The organism is Paenibacillus peoriae (genome assembly GCF_022531965.1).
GTDB classification, from domain to species: Bacteria; Bacillota; Bacilli; order Paenibacillales; family Paenibacillaceae; genus Paenibacillus; species Paenibacillus polymyxa_D.
This window is the reverse complement of the sequence record NZ_CP092831.1, coordinates 3,070,871-3,085,023: the sequence shown is the minus strand read 5'-3', so window position 1 is coordinate 3,085,023 and position 14,153 is coordinate 3,070,871. Positions and strand designations below refer to the sequence as shown.

Here is a 14,153-nt window from a genome sequence, read left to right as displayed (position 1 = left end):
AATATTTTGTAAACAAAAAGGGCCCCTGACTAAATGTCAGGCCTTTTTGTTTTACCTTGCAATGAATGATTCCGTATTCTTTTTAATGGTGAGAGGATAGATAGCCTTCATGATACTACCAAGCTATTCGCATTATGTGCTGGTCATGTGTACAATTAAATAGAGAACACTGACAAAAGGGAGTGTTATAGATGGATTTAGGATTAACGGGAAAAGCAGCCTTTGTTGCAGGTTCCAGTAAAGGACTCGGCAAGGCAAGCGCACGGGAGCTGGCACGCGAGGGTGCGAATGTCATCATTTCAGGACGGAACGAAGCAGAGCTTCAGCGGACGCAGGCGGAATTACTGGAAACAGCGAGTGGCCGCGTTGAATATGTAGTTTGCGATGTAACAAAACCAGAAGATATCTCCCAGGCCATCCGCCGTACAGCTGATTTGTTTGGCACCGTTGATATTTTGGTTAACAATGCGGGTGGGCCTCCTGCAGGTACCTTTGATGATTTTACTGATGAAGTGTGGATGCAGGCCTTTGAACAAAATTTACTTAGTCATATCCGGTTGATCCGTGAGGTGTTACCCTATATGAAAAAACAACAAAGCGGTAGGATATTAAATATTGCTTCTTCCTCAGTTAAGCAGCCAATTCCGGGACTAATCATTTCAAATACGCTACGTACTGGAGTCGCTGGATTGGCGAAAACATTGTCTCTGGAATTGGCTCCTCATAATATTCTGGTACATACTGTAGCACCGGGGAGAATTGCAACCGATCGCGTGCGTAGCTTGGACGAGCATCGAGCTGAGAAAACCCAGCAAACGACGGATCAGGTTCGAAAACAAGCAGAAGAGGGCATTCCATTGGGGCGGTATGGAGAGCCTGAAGAGTTCGGTAAAGTTGTTGCTTTTCTGGCGTCTTCAGCTTCATCCTATTTGACAGGGAGCACCATCCTTGTGGATGGCGGAATGATTAAATCGTTATAAAATAAAGAAGCGTGCCAGCCTCAGGTTTAATAGGGGGCTGGCACGCTTTTTTAAAATTTATTTAGGGAGTTGGAAATGTTCATTCAAGGACTGTTCAGCTCTCGCGGCCTGGAAGTTCACAACCCTCATCCGTACATACACCACCTGCATCCTGTTTGGACGAGCTGCCACTTATCATAGTGAAAGGTGAGCGTTCATCCCATGCTTTTTGAAGTGCGTCATGAAATACTTCCTCCGGCTGGGCACCAGAAACGGCAAATTTTCGATCAAATACAAAGAATGGTACACCCTGAACACCCAACTCAGCGCCTTCGGCTTCATCAGCTCTAACTTCGTCGGTAAAACGGTCACTGGCTAATATAGCAGCCGCTTCCTTTTGATCTAGACCAACTTCAGTAGCCAGCGCTGCCAGCACTTCATGATCCCCTGTATGCTTGCCTTCGATGAAAACAGCATGGAATAAGCGCTCGCTCAGCTCCAGCATTTTGCCTTGTGTTTGAGCCCAAAGTGTTAAGCGGTGAGCATCAAGAGAGTTTGTCGGCACCATGGCATGAATATTATACTCAAGACCCGCAGAGCGTGCATTTTCGTTCATTCGATCATTCATAGCCTGAGCCTCTTGCAGACTGACCCCATATTTAGCGGCTAGTTCTTCATTGATCGTTTTACCACTATCTCTCACAGCACCCGGGTTCAATTCGAAACTCTTAAATGTCAATTGCACCTCATCGTGATGTGGAAATTTCTGTAACACTTGCTCCAAACGGCGTTTACCAATATAACAGAACGGACACATATAATCAGACCAAACTTCAATATTCATCAGGGATAAGCCTCCATGTATACGTATTTTATTGTGTAACCGGGAGCATTGCTCCTCACTTTAGAATGTGTATAAAGGTGGAACTTCACTAGTTACAATAAGAATTATAAAGCTAAAGGATTTAACGTGCAAATAATTAATGCTTGTCAAAAAATTAATGCTGTGATATTTTATATGTGTAACCGGTTACACATTGGAGTTGAACCTACACTATGACAACAATTAAAGAAGTCGCCAGCTTTGCAGGGGTTTCCGTAGCAACCGTTTCCAGAGTTATCAATGAAACTGGATATGTGCATGAGGATACACGGCGAAAGGTTGAGGCTGCTGTGAAGCAGTTAAATTACAAGCCTAATGAAGTTGCACGTTCTTTGTATAAAAAGAAATCTAGATTAATCGGTCTTTTGCTGCCGGATATTACGAACCCTTACTTTCCCTTGTTAGCTCGTGGGGTGGAGGATCGAATGCAGGAAAATGACTTTCGGATTATTTTCGGTAATAGTGATGAAGATCGCCAAAAAGAATTGGATTACATGGATACTTTTGTTCAAAATAATGTCGTTGGTGTTATTTCTTCTACCAATGATCCCGATGCCGATTGTTACGCCAAACTGAAGATCCCGGTCGTTTTTCTCGATCGAACTTCCAGTGACAGCCTCTCCGTATATGCAGATGGAGCCCATGGCGGTTGCTTGGCTGCTCAAGAAATGGTTGCACGCGGCAGCAAGCAAATTACAGTCATGCAGGGCCCTGCACATATTCGTCCAGCACAAGATCGTTTTCGCGGGGCGGTTGAAGAGCTTCAGCAATCCGGAATTGCTTACCATGTGGTCGAGACAACGTCCTTTTCGTTCAAGGAGGCCGAGTCGTGGGCCAAAGAGCTGTTTAGCAAGTATCCCGATACGGACGGAGTTATCGCAAGTAATGATATCGTGGCTACAGCGGTGATGCATGAGGCACATAGATTAGGAAAGAAAATCCCGGATGATGTTCAAATTATCGGGTTTGATGATATACCATTAAGTAGTTTGTTATTCCCGCCTTTGTCAACGATCCGACAGCCTGCTTATGAAATGGGCTGGGAAGCAGCAGGACTACTCATTCAGTTGATTGAGCAGTCGCAAGTAACGAAGTCAAGTGTACCTAATCTTCATTCGAAAGTACTTACCTATTCAAGCATACAATTGCCCGTCAAATTTATAGAACGGGATACAACGAGAAGGGTGGATAATGATGGCTAAAATTTCGATTATCGGAAGCAGTTCTATGGATCTCGTAGTTACTTCGTCCAAACGTCCCGGTGCTGGTGAAACGGTATTGGGTGAAAGCTTCACAACCGTACCTGGAGGTAAAGGAGCCAATCAGGCAGTAGCCGCAGCACGACTCGGAGCCGACGTTACGATGATTGGACGAGTAGGGGATGACCATTTTGGGGACCAGATTTTAAGTAATTTTGAAGAAAATCATGTTCATACTGGCTATGTGAAACCGGTTACACATATGGAAAGTGGTACAGCGCATATTGTACTAGCTGAAGGTGATAACAGTATTGTCGTGGTAAAAGCAGCAAATAATGAAGTGACACCCGCCTATGTGGAAGAAGCGCTTGACGTCATTCGAAGTTCGGACATTGTGTTAATTCAACAGGAAATACCGTCGGAAACGGTTGTTTATGTAAGCGAAATTTGTGCGAAGTATCAGGTTCCCTTGTTGCTGAATCCAGCTCCGGCTCGTGAGGTGGATGACAGCGTAATTGCGAATGCGACCTACATTACGCCTAATGAGCATGAAGCTGCCATAATGTTTAAGGATATGAGCCTTCAAGAAGCGCTGCGCAAATATCCCAACAAGCTGTTTGTGACTGAGGGCAGCAACGGTGTACGGTTCTTCGACGGAGAACAGGAAGTCTTGGTCCCTACTTATAAAGTAGAAGCCGTTGATACAACAGGTGCAGGAGATACGTTTAACGCTGCTTTTGCAGTGGCATTAGCTGAAGGAAAATCGCTGGCAGACAGTGTGAAATTTGCTAATCGTGCTGCGTCATTGTCCGTTACCAAATTTGGAGCCCAAGGTGGAATGCCAACTCGTCGTGAAGTGGAGGAGCAAATATAATATGAAGAAACATGGAATCCTAAACAGTCATATATCCAAAATACTGTCGGATCTCGGCCACACAGACTATATTGTCGTGGCTGATGCCGGCTTACCTGTTCCTGAAGGCGTTACCAAAATAGATTTGGCCCTTAAACTGGGTGTTCCCTCCTTTCAGGACGTCGTAGATGTCATTGCATCAGATATGGTGATCGAAAAAGTAACGCTGGCCGAAGAAATCAAACAAGAAAATGAACAAGCATTACAATATATTGTGCGCACCTTTGCAGGGGAGAAATTAGGACATCCACAGATTAATAAGCAGGCTGCCGTCATTGAGTTTTGCTCTCATGAACAATTCAAGGAGCTGACCCGTTATGCGAAGGCGGTCATTCGTACAGGAGAGGCTAAGCCATTTGCCAATTGTATTTTGCAGGCAGGAGTTCATTTTGGATAAATCAATGTTGAATAAAAAGGAGGGTACAGCATGCAGATTCAAATGAAAGGAATTCACAAAGCCTTTGGAACCAATCAGGTATTAAGTGGTGTTGACTTTGATCTTCGTGAAGGAGAAGTACATGCCCTCATGGGTGAAAATGGTGCAGGAAAATCAACGCTGATGAATATTTTAATCGGACTGCATCGGCGAGATGAGGGAACGATCATCATTGACGGCCAGGAAACCTATTTTGCCGACCCCAAAGAAGCGGAGCAAAAAGGAATTGCTTTTATTCACCAGGAACTGAATGTGTGGCCGGAGATGACCGTGCTGGAAAATCTGTTTATCGGCAAGGAAATGACATCCAAATGGGGCTTACTAGACAGCTCTAAAATGAAAGCGTTAGCAAATGAGCAATTCAGCAAGCTTTCGGTAAACCTTCCATTGAACGGTGAAGCAGGCGAGTGTTCAGTGGGTCAACAGCAGATGATTGAAATAGCCAAAGCACTCATGACGGATGCTAAAGTTATCGTGATGGATGAGCCGACAGCCGCCTTAACCGAACGTGAAATTCAGAAGCTGTTCGAGGTTATTACTTCTTTGAAAAAAGATGGTGTTTCGATCGTGTATATTTCACATCGGATGGAGGAAATATTCGCGATCTGTGATCGGATTACCATCATGCGTGACGGGAAAACGGTGGATACTCAGGCGATTCCCGATACGAATTTTGATGAAGTTGTACGGAAAATGGTAGGTAGAGAGCTGACTGAACGCTATCCGGTAAGAACGCCCGCTTTGGGAGAAGTGGTGCTGGAGGTCAAAAATGCCACGCATAAAGGCTTGTTTGAAAATGTGAATTTTACTGTGCGGTCTGGTGAAATTGTAGGTTTTTCAGGCTTGATGGGCTCGGGACGAACCGAGATCATGAGGGCGTTATTTGGACTGGATGCTTTGGATCGTGGTGAGATCCATGTACGTGGAAAAAAGGTGACTATTCGCAAGCCGGATGACGCGGTGAAACTAGGGATTGGCTTCATTACAGAAGACCGAAAAGATGAGGGCTTGGTTCTGGATTTTTCCATTCGGGAAAATATGGTGCTGCCAAATCTCTTCAGCTTTACCTCAAAAGGATTTATTTCAGGTAAAAAAGAGTTGGATTTTGTTAACACTTTAATTAAGCGCTTACAAATTAAAACCCAATCGGGTGAAACAACGGTTCGCAGTTTGTCAGGTGGTAATCAGCAAAAGGTGGTTATTGCCAAATGGGTAGGTATTGGTCCAAATGTACTCATTCTTGACGAACCGACGAGAGGTGTGGATGTGGGAGCCAAGCGGGAAATCTACCAGTTGATGAACGAGCTGACCGAACGTGGAGTCGCGATTATCATGGTATCCTCGGAACTCCCTGAGGTACTCGGCATGAGCGATCGTATTGTCGTGGTGCACGAGGGAAAGATCAGCGGAGAGCTGAGCAGGGAAGAAGCCACACAAGAAAATATTATGACGCTAGCTACAGGAGGACAGTGATATGACAACTATGAATGAATCAAAAAGCAGCAAAGGCTTTCAAATGTCACAAATCACACAGAAGCTTGGCCCGTTGTTGGGACTCATTATTTTGGTGATTATCGTATCGGTCTTAAATCCCAGCTTTTTGGAACCGCTTAATATTTTGAATTTATTGCGCCAGGTATCCATTAATGCGTTGATTGCGTTCGGTATGACCTTCGTTATTCTCACAGGCGGAATTGATTTGTCAGTCGGCTCCATATTAGCACTATCCAGTGCGTTTGTCGCAAATATGATGCTGGCCGGGTTCGATCCTATTTTGGCGATTATCATCGGTTGTGCATTGGGTGGCGTGATGGGGATGGTCAACGGCTTGATGATTACAAAAGGTAAAATGGCTCCGTTTATCGCTACACTAGCAACCATGACTATTTTCAGAGGATTGACACTCGTTTATACCAACGGTAACCCTATTACAGGACTCGGAGACAGTCTGGTATTTCAATTGTTCGGACGTGGCTATCAGTTCGGTATTCCGGTTCCAGCGATTACGATGCTCATTACCTTTGCTGTCCTGTGGATCATTTTGCATAAAACACCCTTCGGACGTAAAACGTATGCCATTGGTGGTAATGAGAAGGCTTCGATTGTATCTGGTATTAAAGTACCGCGTGTAAAAATTTGGATTTACTCTCTGGCTGGAATGCTCTCTGCATTGGCGGGAGCTATCTTGACTTCGCGTTTGAACTCGGCGCAACCGACAGCAGGTACTTCTTATGAATTGGACGCCATTGCGGCTGTCGTATTAGGTGGAACAAGTCTCTCAGGAGGACGCGGACGAATCGTAGGTACATTAATTGGTGTGCTTATCATCGGTACGCTAAACAATGGCTTGAACTTGTTGGGGGTTAACTCTTTTTATCAAATGGTGGTAAAAGGGATCGTCATCGCTATTGCTGTATTGATTGACCGTAAAAAATCCGCATAATACACCTAATTTGCGTAGAAGGAGACACATAAATATGAAAAAGCTTACATTAATCATGACTGCCTTGCTGCTCCTGCTCATGACAGGGTGTTCCTTGGAACCGCCCGAATGGGCGAAACCTAAAGCGGCCGCGAACCTGAAGGACATCAAAATCGGCTTATCGATCTCAACGCTGAATAATCCATTCTTCGTCTCTCTCAAAGACGGAGTTGTGGCAGAGGCCAAAAAACAAGGAATGCAGGTTATTGTTGTGGATGCACAAAATGATTCGGCGAAGCAAAGTAATGACGTGGATGATCTGATTCAACAGGGAGTAAACGCGTTACTTATAAATCCGACAGATTCGTCGGCCATCTCCACAGTGGTACAATCAGCGAATGCATTGAACATCCCGGTTATTACACTGGACCGTTCTGCTGACAAAGGAGACGTAAAAGCACTTGTTGCTTCAGACAACGTAGAGGGAGGACGAATGGCTGCCAGATATGTGATTGATCAAGTTGGAAAAGGTGCCAAAGTGATCGAGCTGGAAGGTGTTCCAGGAGCATCCGCTACCCGTGAACGTGGGAAAGGCTTCCATGAAGTAGCAGATAAGGATCTGAAAGTCATAGCTAAACAATCGGCCGATTTTGATCGGACGAAAGGTTTGAACGTGATGGAAAATCTGCTGCAAGGCAACCCGGACGTTCAGGCAGTATTTGCCCACAATGATGAAATGGCGTTGGGTGCGATCGAAGCAATCCAAAGCTCAGGTAAAAACATTCCAGTCATCGGTTTTGACGGTAACGAGGATGCGCTTAAATCAATTAAGGAAGGAAAACTGACAGCGACTGTAGCTCAGCAACCCGAGCTTATTGGTCAATTGGCGGTGCAGGCAGCTAAGGATGTACTTCAAGGTAAAACCGTGAAAACATCCATTCCCGCTAAGCTGGAGTTAGTGGATCAATCGAAATAAAAAGGGCGCTTGACCCACATATTAAGCTATTCGGACTGATGCTGTAATGCGCATCAGTTCTTTTTTTTGGCTATTCTACGATGACGATACATACACATAAATGGAAGTTTTTTATTTTTGTATTGTAAGAAGAGACGGTAATAGATAGAATAACAATTGTATGATAATGAGAATCACTATCATATTATGATTGTTTATATCTAAGGAGGACGTATATTGTGCAACAAAGGTACAGATTAAAATGGGAATCCATGCTTTGTCTTGTGGTTCTTTTGATGGTTGTATTGAGTGCATGTGGAAACGCAGTTAGCAACAACCGGGCAAACGACAAGACCAGCACTAATGATCCTTCCGGGCAATCCAAAACGGTTGTCATGCGCGAATATACTGATGCTACCGGCAATAAGATCAGTATCCCTTCAAGTCCGCAGCGAGTCGTCACGACTCAATATTTGGATGCGATGCTAACTTTAGGTGTTAAGCCTGTAGGGGCTGCTTCTCATGTGTTAGAAGACGACTATTTAAAAGGAAAAATTGACGGGATTGCTGATATTGGGAACCCGACGAATGTTGAAAAGGTACTGGAGCTACAACCTGACCTGATCATAGCAACAGAAGATACCCCTCCAGAAGTGAAAGAGCAGCTGAAGAAAATTGCTCCTACGGTAGCCGTATCGTTTGGAGATGGGGATGTATTTAAGCAACTGCGGGATGTCGCAGCTGTGCTGGGTAAGGAGAAGGAAGCCGAGCAGTGGATCGCTAGTTTCAACAAAAAGGCTGAAGAAGGTCGAAAGAAGCTGGCTGGAAAATTCAAAAATGATGAAACGGTCACCATTTATATGACCTACGGTAAGGATGTGCTCAGAGTATATGGGGCGCGAAATGTAGGACATGTCATTTACCGTTCACTGGAATTGAATCCTCCTGAGTACATACGCCAGAAGCTGGCGAAGGACCCGAGATTTAATTATGTTTATGATGTTATTTCAATGGAAAAGCTGCCTGAATTGTCAGGAGACCGAATTATTATGCTGGTTTATGATGAAGCGAGCAAGGACGGAATGCTTAAGCAAATTGAGCAAAGTGCACTGTGGAGAAATCTCCCGGCTGTCAAGAACCACAAAGTGTATTTCATCAAAGCCGATCCGTGGTTTACGTACTCACCGCTAGCCGTTGACCAATCGCTGGATGAGGCCGTTAAAATGTTTTCCGTTGATCCGAAGTGATCAGTTTAATTGAAATTAGAAAGGAGAAGTCATGACTATGCTTAGACGATTTTTTGAATACTACCGTCCTTACCGGACTTTGTTCATCATTGATTTCTCTTGTGCCTTGCTGGCAGCACTGCTGGAGTTAGCTTTTCCACTTGCAGTCAACCGGGTGGTCGATGATTTGCTACCCAGTGGGAACTGGAAATGGATTTTATATGCCTGTCTAGCTCTACTCGGTATTTATGTCATAAGTGCTGCGCTGAATTACGTAGTTACCTATTGGGGGCACAAGCTGGGTATTAACATCGAATCGGACATGCGTAAAAAGCTGTTTGATCGGGTACAAAAGCAATCTTTTCGCTTTTTTGACAATAACAAAACAGGGCATCTCGTGTCACGTATGACCAACGACCTGATGGATATTGGGGAAATTGCCCACCACGGACCCGAAGATTTGTTCATCGCGTTGATGACACTGGGGGGAGCCTTTGGAATCATGCTCGGCATTAACTGGAAGCTGGCTGTACTGACTTTCATCATTGTACCCCTCATGATTTACTTGTCTCTTTATTTCAGCCGTAAAATGTCTGCTGCATTCCATCGTATGTTTTCTGATATTGCGGATTATAACGCTCGTATTGAAAATAATGTCAGCGGGATTCGCGTTGTTCAAGCGTTCTCCAACGAAGCACATGAAATGGAACGTTTTGCTGAGAATAATGGACGTTTTCGTAAAACGAAGCTGATCGCGTACCGGATTATGGCCTGGAATTCCTCGATTAGTTTTATACTAATGAAGCTGGTTTCATTGTTTGTTCTTGTGTGTGGAACATGGTTTGTTATCGAAGGGCAGATGACCTACGGGGAATTTATCGCATTTGTGATGCTGTCTAATGTATTCCTGGGGCCAATTAAACAAATTAATTCTGTCATCGAAACGTATCCGAAAGGGATTGCCGGCTTCCGACGGTACCTGGATTTGCTGGAAAGTGAATCGGATGTAGAAGATCTGCCTGGGGCCAAGGCGGTTAGCCATCTTAATGGAGATATTCAATTTGCAGGTGTAACGTTTGGTTACGAAAACAAAGATAAGGTATTACGCAAAGTAGACCTATCTATCCATGCAGGTGAAACCGTAGCACTTGTAGGTCCTTCAGGAGCAGGTAAAACGACACTTTGCAGTTTGTTGCCTCGCTTCTATGATGTCGAGGAAGGTAGCATTACCATTGATGGGATGGGTATCCGTGAAATGAAGCTGGATTCGCTGCGATCCATGATTGGTATCGTACAGCAGGATGTATTCCTCTTTGATGGAACGATTCGTGAAAATATTGCTTACGGTAAGCTTGACGCTTCGGAAGAAGAAATCTGGGATGCTGCTCGTCGAGCTCAGATTGAAGACCTTGTTCGCTCATATCCGGATGGTCTGGATACAATGATCGGTGAGCGAGGTGTGAAGCTCTCCGGTGGTCAAAAGCAACGTTTGTCTATTGCCCGGATGTTCCTTAAAAATCCGCCTATTCTCATTTTAGATGAAGCGACATCAGCATTGGATACAGAGACAGAAGCCGCGATTCAGCAGGCGCTGACAGAGCTTTCCCAAGGTCGCACGACACTCGTTATCGCACATCGTCTGGCAACAATCAAAAATGCTGACCGCATTATCGTAGTTGCAGATCAAGGGATTGCCGAGCAAGGCAGACATGAAGAGTTATTGGCAGTAAAAGGAGCATATAGTCGCCTGCACCAAGCTCAATATGGAACGTAAATAGGCCGATATGACACCGTAAATAGAGAGAGGAAGATTGGGCTTGACAAAGAAAATGTGGATTGTGATGATGCTTCTGTCAGTCATTTTAGTTCTTACCGCCTGTAGTGGAAACGTGAAGCAGCCGGATGAAAAGCAGAATCAAACTTCTAGTGAACAAAAGTCAGAGGAAATGAAAACAGTCAAAACGATTCATGGAGATATTAAGATTCCGGTTCACCCTCAGCGGATTGTAGTAGATATGTACCAGAATGATTTACTAGCACTAGGGATTAAACCTGTGGGAAGTGTTAAATATTATCTGGATAATCCGTTTTCGAAGGATCTTGTACAAGGCATTGCAAGCATTGGAGACCGCGGTAGTGTATCCATTGAAAAAGTATTGGCTCTACAGCCGGATATGATTCTGATTGGTTCCAAAGATGCTTCTGAATATGAAAAATATAGTAAAATTGCTCCGACCATCGTCATTCCTTATGGAACGTACAAGAATGTGCATGAGGAACTGACAGCTTTTGGTGAGCTGCTTGGAAAAGAACAGGAAGCCCAAACATGGCTTGCCCAATACGATCAGCGGATGCAGGCCGCACGTGACAAGCTAAAGGGAATTATTCAGCCTGAGGATACGTTCACCGTAATGGAAGCTTCGGAAAAAGAATACTATGTATATGGTGATAATTTTGGCAGAGGAGGACAGGCGGTATATAGAGGACTCAATTTAACACCTTCGCCGCTTGTCCAAAAAGAATTATTAGGCGAGACTCAATGGAAATCGGTGTCAAAAGAAGTCATTAATCAATATGCAGGCTCTTATATCTTTCTGACGGTTAACAAGGATTTGAGAGGTTACAAAGGAGACAGCATATGGAAATCATTAGATGCGGTCCGTCAAGGTAAACTTTTTGAGCTTCAGGAGGATCGATATTGGTACTTCGATCCCATTGCTATTGTAGGGCAAGCTGAAGAAATCGCAGATATGATCGTCCAGCGGAATAAAGAGAACGCCACACAGAAGTAGTCGCTTCGGTGTTGTTGGCAGCCCTTTGGTATTTATGCCGAAGGGCTTTATTTTTTCACAACAGGACAGAACATTAGGCATTCCTTGAAATTTGCTATTGAAGCCGTTGCCACATTAATTTACAATAGTAAAGATTGCATGATAATAATTCTCATTATCAACATCATCTTCACACAGTCGTGATAGCTACATACTATTCAACAGTAAGGGTGAACAATAGTTATGAAATTATCAGAATCATCGGATAGCCCCGCTCAAAGTAATCATAACCAATCGCCGACTCAATTCCACTCGCGACCTTGGGCGGCTTCGCTTATCCTGACAGCTGGGCTTGGACTTTTAGCGTTCGGTATCGCGCTATCCCTATCTTTTGGTGCAGCCTCTATTAGCCTAGAAGAGGTATGGAACGCTGTTTTTCATTTTAAACCCGAGTTGCAAAACCATCAAATTATTTGGGAAATCCGTCTACCTCGAATTCTGGGTGGGGTTTTAATCGGTGTTTGCTTTGCCGTTGCAGGTGCAATTATGCAAGGAATGACTCGAAATCCACTTGCTGACTCGGGCTTGCTTGGACTGAACTCGGGAGCCAGCTTGGCGATGGCGATTTGCTTTGCAATTTTTCCGGGTTCTTCTTTTTTACAATTAATGTTGTATTCCTTCGTTGGTGCAGCTCTGGCTGTTGTGATGGTATATGGTACAAGTTCTATATCCAAATCAGGTCTTACGCCAGTTCGTCTTGTATTGGCGGGTGCAGCTGTCACGGCATTGCTGTCTGCCTTAGGAGATGCGATCAGTTTATACTTTAATGTTGGACAGGATTTGGCTTTTTGGTATGCCGGAGGGCTTAGTGGAACCAAGTGGGTTCAGCTTGGTATAGTTTTGCCTTGGGTTGTGGCAGCTTTTATCGGCGCTCTCATGTTGTCGCGCTCCATTACGCTACTTAGTCTGGGAGACGAAATTGCATTGAGTCTTGGTCAGCGAACTGGGGTGGTAAAGGTAGTCGGGATGATTCTTGTTCTGATTCTGGCGGGTGCAGCGGTGTCATTGGTTGGCTCTATAGGTTTTGTGGGATTGATTATTCCCCATATAACCCGCAAGCTGGTTGGCGTCGATTATCGCTGGATTATTCCGTGCTCGGCCATTATGGGAGCTTTACTCATTGTGTTTGCCGACCTGGCAGCCCGTATGATTAACGCGCCTGAGGAAACACCGGTGGGCGTACTTATTGCCTTAATTGGGGTTCCATTCTTCCTTTATCTGGCACGTAAAGAAAGGAGGGCACTGTAAGATGAATAACGTTACGAATGGGGCTATTGCCAAAGCTAGTCATCGTAAAAAAATCCATGATTGGATGGTTGTTGTCATTCTGCTCATATTGCTCATTGCTGCGTTCACCATAAGTGCGAATACGGGAACCATCCGGCTTTCCCCAATGGAGTTATTTAGAACCTTGTTTGGACAAGGGACTCCACAGCAGGAATTAATCCTATTTGAATTCCGATTGCCACGAATGGTTATTTCCCTTCTAATCGGTGCAGGTCTCGCTGTTTCTGGCTGCATCATGCAAGGGGTTTCGCGTAACGGTCTAGCGGATCCGGGTATTCTGGGGATTAATGCGGGTGCTGGGTTGATGGTCATGCTGTTTGTATTGCTTTTTCCATCTATGCAAACTATGAATTCATTGTTTTTACTTCCCGCTCTTGCGCTGATTGGATCAGGAGCAGCTGCTATTCTCATCTACGCGCTTTCTTACAAGAAAGGCGAAGGGATTTCCCCGACACGACTACTGCTGAGCGGAATTGGCGTAGCGGCGGGTATCAGTGCTGCGATGATCATTATGACTCTTAAGCTGACACCTGAAAGCTACACGTTTGTAGCTAATTGGTTAGCAGGAAGCATCTGGGGCTCAAACTGGAAATTCGTAATGGCTCTGTTGCCTTGGCTGATTGTATTACTTCCTTTCGCATACTACAAAGCAAATGTGATGAATGTGCTTAATCTGGGGGATCAGACGGCATCGGGGTTGGGTACACCTATCGAAAAGGAACGTATTCTCCTTCTCGCTGCTGCGGTTGGATTGGCTAGTTCTAGTGTTTCGGTTAGTGGCGGTATCGGTTTTGTTGGTTTGGTGGCTCCACATTTGGCAAGAAAGCTGGTGGGTCCGAAGCATAAAATGCTACTGGTAACCTGTGCTTTAGTCGGAGCACTCCTGGTACTTGTAGCGGATACGATCACACGATCCTTACCTTTACAGAAAGAAATTCCGACAGGTTTGATTGTAGCCATCATTGGTGCGCCATACTTCTTATATCTGTTGAGCCGCTCCAAAGGGTAAGATCACAAAAGGGTATGACCTGTTAATTAAAGG

Annotated in this window: 13 protein-coding genes; 12 read left to right on the top strand and 1 reads right to left on the bottom strand. The window is 44.7% G+C overall.

The window, feature by feature from the left end; genetic code table 11:
• Window positions 1–191: 191 nt before the first annotated feature.
• On the top strand, window positions 192–980 hold the full coding sequence (locus MLD56_RS13360) for an SDR family oxidoreductase (protein ID WP_029517480.1): 789 nt from the start codon (window positions 192–194) through the stop codon (window positions 978–980).
• A 94-nt stretch (window positions 981–1,074) separates the two neighbouring features.
• Here the strand turns inward: MLD56_RS13360 and MLD56_RS13355 are convergent, their stop codons facing one another.
• Window positions 1,075–1,803 (bottom strand): DsbA family oxidoreductase, encoded by a 729-nt coding sequence (locus MLD56_RS13355; RefSeq protein ID WP_029517481.1) that lies wholly within the window; start codon window positions 1,801–1,803, stop codon window positions 1,075–1,077.
• 212 nt (window positions 1,804–2,015) lie between these two features.
• On the opposite strand from MLD56_RS13355, the gene MLD56_RS13350 reads away from it, so the two are divergent.
• The 11 genes from MLD56_RS13350 to MLD56_RS13300 all read left to right on the top strand — a co-directional run bounded on the left by MLD56_RS13350 (window position 2,016) and on the right by MLD56_RS13300 (window position 14,120).
• Window positions 2,016–3,044, top strand: coding sequence for a LacI family DNA-binding transcriptional regulator (locus MLD56_RS13350; protein ID WP_029517482.1), 1,029 nt, complete (start codon window positions 2,016–2,018; stop codon window positions 3,042–3,044).
• The gene (gene rbsK / locus MLD56_RS13345; protein ID WP_029517483.1) at window positions 3,037–3,915 is read left to right on the top strand and encodes a ribokinase; all 879 of its coding nucleotides are present in this window, start codon (window positions 3,037–3,039) and stop codon (window positions 3,913–3,915) included. The genes MLD56_RS13350 and rbsK overlap by 8 nt, the downstream gene beginning before the upstream one ends.
• A 1-nt stretch (window position 3,916) precedes the next feature.
• A complete protein-coding gene (gene rbsD / locus MLD56_RS13340; RefSeq protein WP_029517484.1) occupies window positions 3,917–4,351 on the top strand; it encodes a D-ribose pyranase in 435 nt (144 codons plus the stop codon).
• 30 nt (window positions 4,352–4,381) lie between these two features.
• A complete protein-coding gene (locus MLD56_RS13335) occupies window positions 4,382–5,863 on the top strand; it encodes a sugar ABC transporter ATP-binding protein (protein ID WP_029517485.1) in 1,482 nt (493 codons plus the stop codon).
• A 1-nt stretch (window position 5,864) separates the two neighbouring features.
• Window positions 5,865–6,833: an ABC transporter permease subunit gene (locus tag MLD56_RS13330; RefSeq protein WP_013310465.1), complete on the top strand. Its 969-nt coding sequence runs from the start codon at window positions 5,865–5,867 to the stop codon at window positions 6,831–6,833.
• Window positions 6,834–6,867: 34 nt separating this feature from the next.
• The gene (rbsB, locus tag MLD56_RS13325; RefSeq protein WP_025720638.1) at window positions 6,868–7,788 is read left to right on the top strand and encodes a ribose ABC transporter substrate-binding protein RbsB; all 921 of its coding nucleotides are present in this window, start codon (window positions 6,868–6,870) and stop codon (window positions 7,786–7,788) included.
• A gap of 218 nt (window positions 7,789–8,006) precedes the next feature.
• A complete protein-coding gene (locus MLD56_RS13320; protein ID WP_029517486.1) occupies window positions 8,007–9,014 on the top strand; it encodes an ABC transporter substrate-binding protein in 1,008 nt (335 codons plus the stop codon).
• 37 nt (window positions 9,015–9,051) lie between these two features.
• Window positions 9,052–10,767: an ABC transporter ATP-binding protein gene (locus MLD56_RS13315; protein WP_029517487.1), complete on the top strand. Its 1,716-nt coding sequence runs from the start codon at window positions 9,052–9,054 to the stop codon at window positions 10,765–10,767.
• A 37-nt stretch (window positions 10,768–10,804) separates the two neighbouring features.
• Window positions 10,805–11,785 carry an ABC transporter substrate-binding protein gene (locus tag MLD56_RS13310; RefSeq protein WP_029517488.1) on the top strand — a complete coding sequence of 327 codons (981 nt, stop codon included), beginning with the start codon at window positions 10,805–10,807 and terminating at the stop codon, window positions 11,783–11,785.
• 222 nt (window positions 11,786–12,007) lie between these two features.
• Window positions 12,008–13,072: a FecCD family ABC transporter permease gene (locus MLD56_RS13305; RefSeq protein ID WP_029517489.1), complete on the top strand. Its 1,065-nt coding sequence runs from the start codon at window positions 12,008–12,010 to the stop codon at window positions 13,070–13,072.
• Window position 13,073: 1 nt separating this feature from the next.
• On the top strand, window positions 13,074–14,120 hold the full coding sequence (locus MLD56_RS13300; protein ID WP_029517490.1) for a FecCD family ABC transporter permease: 1,047 nt from the start codon (window positions 13,074–13,076) through the stop codon (window positions 14,118–14,120).
• Window positions 14,121–14,153: the final 33 nt, after the last annotated feature.

What these genes read in the sequence shown, in the direction of transcription:
- MLD56_RS13360 (WP_029517480.1), top strand. Translation starts at nt 192, where the DNA reads ATGGATTTAGGATTAACGGGAAAAGCAGCCTTTGTTGCAGGTTCCAGT.
- MLD56_RS13355 (WP_029517481.1), bottom strand. Translation starts at nt 1,803, where the DNA reads ATGAATATTGAAGTTTGGTCTGATTATATGTGTCCGTTCTGTTATATT.
- MLD56_RS13350 (WP_029517482.1), top strand. Translation starts at nt 2,016, where the DNA reads ATGACAACAATTAAAGAAGTCGCCAGCTTTGCAGGGGTTTCCGTAGCA.
- rbsK (WP_029517483.1), top strand. Translation starts at nt 3,037, where the DNA reads ATGGCTAAAATTTCGATTATCGGAAGCAGTTCTATGGATCTCGTAGTT.
- rbsD (WP_029517484.1), top strand. Translation starts at nt 3,917, where the DNA reads ATGAAGAAACATGGAATCCTAAACAGTCATATATCCAAAATACTGTCG.
- MLD56_RS13335 (WP_029517485.1), top strand. Translation starts at nt 4,382, where the DNA reads ATGCAGATTCAAATGAAAGGAATTCACAAAGCCTTTGGAACCAATCAG.
- MLD56_RS13330 (WP_013310465.1), top strand. Translation starts at nt 5,865, where the DNA reads ATGACAACTATGAATGAATCAAAAAGCAGCAAAGGCTTTCAAATGTCA.
- rbsB (WP_025720638.1), top strand. Translation starts at nt 6,868, where the DNA reads ATGAAAAAGCTTACATTAATCATGACTGCCTTGCTGCTCCTGCTCATG.
- MLD56_RS13315 (WP_029517487.1), top strand. Translation starts at nt 9,052, where the DNA reads ATGCTTAGACGATTTTTTGAATACTACCGTCCTTACCGGACTTTGTTC.
- MLD56_RS13305 (WP_029517489.1), top strand. Translation starts at nt 12,008, where the DNA reads ATGAAATTATCAGAATCATCGGATAGCCCCGCTCAAAGTAATCATAAC.
- MLD56_RS13300 (WP_029517490.1), top strand. Translation starts at nt 13,074, where the DNA reads ATGAATAACGTTACGAATGGGGCTATTGCCAAAGCTAGTCATCGTAAA.